This is a genomic window from Sphingomonas sp., assembly GCF_035555815.1.
Lineage (GTDB): Bacteria > Pseudomonadota > Alphaproteobacteria > Sphingomonadales > Sphingomonadaceae > Sphingomonas.
On the sequence record NZ_DATMGG010000036.1, the window covers coordinates 1 to 6327 of the forward strand.

The 6327-nt window shown below is 68.3% G+C and carries 4 protein-coding genes; 1 reads left to right on the forward strand and 3 read right to left on the reverse strand.

Annotation, left to right across the window (positions count from 1 at the left end; all coding sequences use genetic code 11):
- Positions 1–77 precede the first annotated feature (77 nt).
- The 3 genes from pdxA to VNR91_RS02040 form a co-directional block, all read right to left on the reverse strand.
- Positions 78–1082: a 4-hydroxythreonine-4-phosphate dehydrogenase PdxA gene (pdxA, locus tag VNR91_RS02030; RefSeq protein WP_325489127.1), complete on the reverse strand. Its 1005-nt coding sequence runs from the start codon at positions 1080–1082 to the stop codon at positions 78–80.
- A 25-nt stretch (positions 1083–1107) separates the two neighbouring features.
- Positions 1108–2412 carry a peptidylprolyl isomerase gene (locus VNR91_RS02035; protein WP_414712363.1) on the reverse strand — a complete coding sequence of 435 codons (1305 nt, stop codon included), beginning with the start codon at positions 2410–2412 and terminating at the stop codon, positions 1108–1110.
- Between the two features lie 118 nt (positions 2413–2530).
- Positions 2531–4774 carry an LPS-assembly protein LptD gene (locus tag VNR91_RS02040; RefSeq protein WP_325489129.1) on the reverse strand — a complete coding sequence of 748 codons (2244 nt, stop codon included), beginning with the start codon at positions 4772–4774 and terminating at the stop codon, positions 2531–2533.
- Positions 4775–4941: 167 nt separating this feature from the next.
- Between VNR91_RS02040 and VNR91_RS02045 the strand changes: the two genes are divergently transcribed.
- A partial coding sequence (locus tag VNR91_RS02045) for a leucyl aminopeptidase (protein WP_325489130.1) occupies positions 4942–6327 on the forward strand: 1386 nt, incomplete at its 3' end.

Consider the following 6327-nt stretch of genomic DNA (forward strand, 5'->3'; position numbering starts at 1 on the left):
CAGGAAATTCTGGCCGAGCGCCTTGCTCGCGCTCAGGCCGTGGCGCGCCACGACGTCGCGAAGCGGCGGAAGCGTGGTCAAGCGGCGGGCTGGGCGGCGACGCGGCGTGCGGCGGCTTCGGCCGCCAGCACGATCGCCGCGATCATCGCGCCCGGTTCGGCGACGCCCTTGCCGGCGATGCCGAACGCGGTGCCGTGGTCGGGGGAGGTCCGCACGATCGGCAGGCCCAGCGTGATGTTGACGCCCTCATCGAAATGCAGCGCCTTGAGCGGGATCAGCGCCTGATCGTGATAGCAGCACAGCGCCGCGTCATAGCCCGCGCGGGCGCGGGCGTGGAACATGCTGTCGGCGGCGAAGGGGCCGACCGCATCGATCCCCTCGGCAATCAGTTGCGCGACCGCCGGTTCGATGATCTCGATCTCCTCACGCCCGATCGCGCCGCCTTCGCCCGCGTGCGGGTTGATGCCGGCAAAGGCGAGGCGCGGGCGCTCGATCCCGAAATTGCGTGCCAGCCCGCGCGCTGTCGCCTGTCCCTTGGCGACGATCAGCTCGACCGACAGTTGGCGGGAGACGTCGGCGAGCGGGATATGGGTGGTGATCGGGACCACCCGCAGCGTCGGCCCGGCGAGCATCATCACCGCATTCTGCTTGGCGATGCCGCAGCGTTCGGCGACGAATTCGGTCTGGCCGGGGTGCGTGAAGCCGATTCGATAGAGCTGCGCCTTCGATACCGGGCCGGTCACCAGCCCGCTCGCCGCGCCCGACCGAGTCAGCCCGACCGCCAGCTCCAGCGCTTCGAGCGCGCAGCGCGCGTCCTCGACATCGGGGGCGCCGGGCGTGATCTCCCCGGCATCGGTGACCGAGATCACCGGCAGCGCGTCGGCGAAGATCGCGGCCGCGTCGGCGGGAGCGGAGATGCGCTGGACCGGGCCATTCCACACCGCCTCCACCGCGCGGGCGTCGCCCACCGCGAAGAAGGGCGCGAGCCGGTGCGTGTCGCGCGCCGCCCACGCCTTGGCGATGATCTCGGGGCCGATCCCGGCGGGGTCGCCCATCGAGACGGCAAGAGGCGCGACGGTCATCGGAGCCGTGCCCTCCCTCGACCGGTCATCGATACTCGACGACGGCATCACGCCGCAGGTCGCGCAGCATCCGCTGCGCGCGCAGGTTGACGCGCTGCTCTTCAAGCTGGGCCTGGAGCTGCTCGGGATCGGGCAGCGCCGCGCCCTGAGGATCGTCGCGGCCGCACAGCACCAGCGTGCGGACGCCTTCTTCCGGCGAGCCGAACGGTGGGGTAGCCTGCCCGATCTGCATGTTGAGCAGGATGTCCTGCAACTGCGGCGGCAGCTGGCGGACGGTGACCGAATCATTGTCGACCACCTCGGCGCCGATCTCGCTCGCCACCTTGGCGACGCCGCCGCAGCCCTGGATCTTCTGGACCGCGGAGGCGAATTCGGAAGTGCGCGCGGTCGCCTGCGCCTGGGTGGTGCCTTCGGGGAACTTGATCGCGAGCTGGCGCAGATTGAGCCGCGCGTCGCGCGGGTCGGCAACGCCGATCTTTCGTTTGTCGACCAGGTAGAGGATCGAGAAACCGCCAGGCACCTCGACCGGCCCCGCGATCTGGCCGATCTGGAGCTGGGTCGCGGCGGACTGGAGTTCCTCGGGCAGCATCTGGAGCCGCACCCAGCCCAGGTCACCCTGCTTGGCGCGGGTCGACGCCTCGGAGAAATTGCTCGCGAAATATTCGAACGGCGCGCCTTCGCGCATCTGTTCGATCATCTTCTGTCCTGCAGCGACCACTTCGCGCTGCCGCTCGGGCGGTGCCGACAGGTAGATTTCCTTGAGGTGGAATTCCTCGATGCCCTGCGACGCCTCGATCCGCTTGATGATCGCCTTGACCTCTTCCTCGCCGACGTTGACCTGCGGCGCGACGCGGCTGCGCAACAGGCGGCTCCACGCCAGCTCGCCCTCGATCTGGCGGCGCAGCGCCTGTTCGGACGAGCCGACCGACTTGAGGTATTCCAGGAATTCCGGGCGGGTCTTGGAGAAATTGCGGGCGATGCGGTCGAGGCTCTGGTCGATCTCCGCCTTGGAGATGACCACGTCCTTCGACTTGGCCTCCTGGATCTGGAGCGTCTCGTCGATGATCGAGCGCAGCACCTGGAGCTTGAGCCGGTCAAGCTCCTCCGCATTGGGCTTGTAGCCGTTCAGCGCAAGGATCATCGCCACGCGCTGATCGACGTCGGTGCCGGTGATCACGCTGTCGTTGACGATCGCCGTCGCCTTGCGGACGTTGGGATCGACCTTGCCGAATATCTGGAGGTTCGATGGCAGGTTGAGGCCGCTGTTGTCGGGCGTCTGCTGCGGGTCGTCCGGCACGGTCTGCGCCGCCAGCGCACCCGCCGCCGCCATCGTCGCGGCGATCGTCGCCGTCTTCAGTACAAAGCTCTTCACCAACTGCTGCTATCCCGTTCCGTCCGCGCGAAGCGGCATTGCATAAGATCAGATTGAGGCTGAACCGGGGCTTACCCTAACGCCCCAGATTCTTGAACGCGATCGTAAACAGATAGCTGTTGCCGCGACGCGCGTCGCCGGTGTCCTGATAATCCCGTTTCCAGGTGACGCCCAGTTTCAGGCAATCGTCTTCATAGGCGATTCCCAGCCGATGTCGAACCGGCTCGAATCCGTTCGACAGCGACAGCGGATCCTCGGCGCGATCGGTCAGGTCGATGGTCGCTGATCCGAACGCCGACCAGAATTTGGTCACCTGCACCCGCCCGCCGACACGCGCTTCCTCGCGATCCTGCAAATCCTCCAGCGTGGTGCTGATGTTGCGGTTGAGCCGCAGGTAGCCGATCAGCGCATAGGTCTTGCGCGTGCCGATCGTCGCGTCGAGCTCGTTGCGGCGCACCGCCAGCCCGTCCTTGTCGACGCGATAGCGGTGGGTGAGGGTGAAGAAATCGCGGTAGCGCACCACGGTGCGGCCGACGATGTCGGAGAATCGGTCGGACAGCCCGGTGCCGTCGGGCAGGATCGACGGCCGCTGATCGAGCCGGTAGCTCTGGCCGACATTCGCCTCCAGCGAGAAACCCGGCAGGTCGAGCGCATAGTCGACGCCGTAGGTGAACCGCGTCGAATCCTCGAACCGGTCGTATCCCGGGAAGCGATTGAGCGCGAACAGGTTCGAATCCTCAAGATCGACGGCGCGCGCGTCCTCATTCGGGATCGACAGATTGGCCAGCTTGGGCGCGGCGACGATCTGGACGCGGGGGGTGATCCGCTGGGTGCCGCCAAAGGCGCTGCCGATGAAGGGCCATTGCACGTCGACCGCCAGCGCCCCGATCGCGCGCGACGAGAAGCCCTCATCGCCGCGATAGCTCGCCACCGCCGTCTCCAGCACGTCGTGGGCGTTGTAGACGTCGCCGCGGGCATAGGCGGTGAAGGTCACCTGCTGGCCCCAGGGCGTGACGCGCCGCAGGTCCCAGCGCATCGAGGCGAAGGCGCGCTGCGTGTCCTGGCCGTCGGTGCGGGTCAGCGCCAGGCTGTTGAGTTGAAGTTCGAACCGGCCGCCGAGGACGCCATCGTCGAAGCGGCGGCGATAGTCGATTTCGGGCAGCGCGATCGGCTGCTGCCCCTGGCTGCCGGTCAGCCGCAGCGTCTGCACCGACCAGCCGGCGATCGACAGATAGCTGTTCGCGTCGATCCGCTCGACGCGCAGCGTGCTGCGCAGCCGGTCGTCGCGCGAGATGTCGTAGCGCCGCAGGAAGGTGCGGTCGGTCGCCAGCCGCACCGATTCGCTGACGCTCCATTCGGGGGAAAGCTGATAGCGGCCGGCGCTGTCGATATAGCCGCGAAAGGCGTTCTCGGTTTGCAGCGCGGCGCCGGTCGATCCGAAATCGTCGCTGCGCCGGCTGTAGGTGGCATAGCCGCCGACACGGAACGCGCCCAGCTTGTTCAGTTCGCGATAATCCGCCTGCATCATCGGCAAGGCGGCGGTGAACACGTGCGGCGTCACCGTCAGATCGCGGTTCTCGGCGAAGCTGAAGATATAGGGAACGGCGACTTCCAGGCCGTTCACGCGCGTCAGGCGGATGTCGGGCGCCAGGAAACCGTCGTCGTTACGTCCGCCGATCGGGTGCGAAAAGGTCGGCAGCGGGATCATCGGCAGCCCGAACAGCGACAGCCGCGCGCCGGTGTAGCGGATGCGACCGAGCGCCGGATCATAGATCACGCGCACCGCGCTGATCTTCCACGACGGCTCCTTGGGGCAGCCGTCCGAATGAGTCACCGCGCACGGGCTGTACGCGGCGTTTTCCACCGAGATCACGCCATCGGCGTTGCGCGTGCCGCTGCGCGCGGCGATGCGGCCGCCTTCCTCCAGCACGACCAGCATGTTCTCGACCACGCCGTCCTTCAGCGAGTCGGTCAGTTCGATGCGGTCGCCGTAGGCGGTGTCGCCCTGGGGATTGGTCACCGCGACGTTGCCGGTCGCCACGACCTGGCCGGTGGTACGGTTCCACGTCACCTGATCGGCGCGCAGCCGGTTGCCCTCCCGGTACATCCGCACGTCGCCGGTGACGATCACCGTGTCGTCGTTGTTGTCATATTCCAGCGTATCGGCGCTGAACCGGATCTGTTCCGAATCGCCCGGCTCGGGCGCGGGTGACGCGGGTGGAGGTGGCACCGCGCGATCGTTCAGGTCCTGCGCCGCCGCGGGCAGGGCGAGCACGGATAGGCCGAAGGCGCCGGTCAACAACAGGGCGGTTCGGTTCACGTGACGGGGGCCTCCACTCGGGCCGCGAACGGCCCCGGCGGACGGCCCTATCGCACGCGCGGGACCGCCGCAACGTTCGCCGACTTGCCCCCTCCGTTGCCGGGGGCCTAAGAGGGCGCGACCTTTACAGCGCCGCGCGCGCGGCCCGCCACACATGGAACACCGTCATGAAAATCCGCCTGATCGATTCGCTGCCCGCCGACACATCGGTGCTGGTGCTGCCGGTCGCGAAGGACGGAATGGTCGACGCGCGGTTCGCCATGCTCGACGACGACGCGCGGCGGCTGGTGATCGAGGCGGCGGGCGCGGCACGATTTGAGGGCGAAGCGGGCGCGATCGCCGAATTCTTCGTGCCCGGCACCGGGCCTGTCCGCCGTGTCGCGCTGCTGGGCATCGGCGCGGGCAACGAACCCGACTGGGAAAAGGCCGGCGGCGCGGTGACGGCGCGTTATCTGGTCGGCGGCACGACGCGGGTTTCGGTCGATTTCGCCAGCCTCGAGTCGACACCGACCGCCAAGGCGGCCGCCCGATTCGCGGCGGCGGCGGCGCAGCGCGGCTGGCGCCACGACGTCTATCGCACCAAGCTGACCGACAAGCAGCGCCCCAGCCTGACCGACATCGCGCTGGTCCACGCGCCCGCCGGCACCGATGCGGCATGGGCGACGCAGGACGCGGTGACCGAGGGGCTGACGCTCACCCGCACGCTGGTCGCCGAGCCGGCCAACATCGTCTATCCCGAAAGCTTCGTCGCGCGCGTGCTGGCCTCGGTCGAGGGGCTGGGGCTCGAGGTGACGGTCCTGGGCGAGGCAGAGATGGCCGAACTGGGCATGGGCGCGCTGCTGGGCGTGAGCCAGGGATCGCGCCGCGACGCGCGGCTGCTCGCGCTCAAGTGGAGCGGGGCGGGAGCGGGCGATCCCGCGCTGGCGCTGGTCGGCAAGGGCGTGACCTTCGACACCGGCGGCATCTCGCTCAAGCCCGGCGCGGGCATGGAGGACATGAAGTGGGACATGGGCGGCGCCGCCGCCGTGGTCGGCACGATGAAGGCGCTCGCCCTGCGCAAGGCCAAGGCCAATGTCGTCGGCGTGTGCGGGCTGGTCGAGAACATGCCCGACGGCAATGCCCAGCGGCCGGGCGATGTCGTCACGTCGATGTCGGGCCAGACGATCGAGGTCATCAACACCGATGCCGAGGGGCGGCTGGTGCTGTGCGACGCGGTCACCTGGGTGCAGAAGGAGTTCAAGCCGCGCACGATCGTCGATCTCGCGACGCTGACCGGCGCGATGATCATCGCGCTGGGCAGCGAGCATGGCGGGCTGTTCGCCAATGACGACGCGCTGGCCGACCAGTTGCTCGCCGCGGGCAAGGCGACCGGCGACCTGTTGTGGCGCTTTCCGCTGGGCGACGCCTACAACAAGCTGATCGACTCGCCGATCGCCGACATGAAGAATGTCGGCCCGCGCGGGGCGGGATCGATCACCGCCGCGCAGTTCATCCAGCGTTTCGTCAACGAAGGGGTGACCTGGGCGCATCTCGACATCGCCGGAATGGTGTGG

Excerpts from the sequence above, each read along its gene's own strand:
- pdxA (WP_325489127.1), bottom strand. The coding sequence starts at position 1,082 with ATGACCGTCGCGCCTCTTGCCGTCTCGATGGGCGACCCCGCCGGGATC.
- VNR91_RS02035 (WP_414712363.1), bottom strand. The coding sequence starts at position 2,412 with ATGGCGGCGGCGGGTGCGCTGGCGGCGCAGACCGTGCCGGACGACCCG.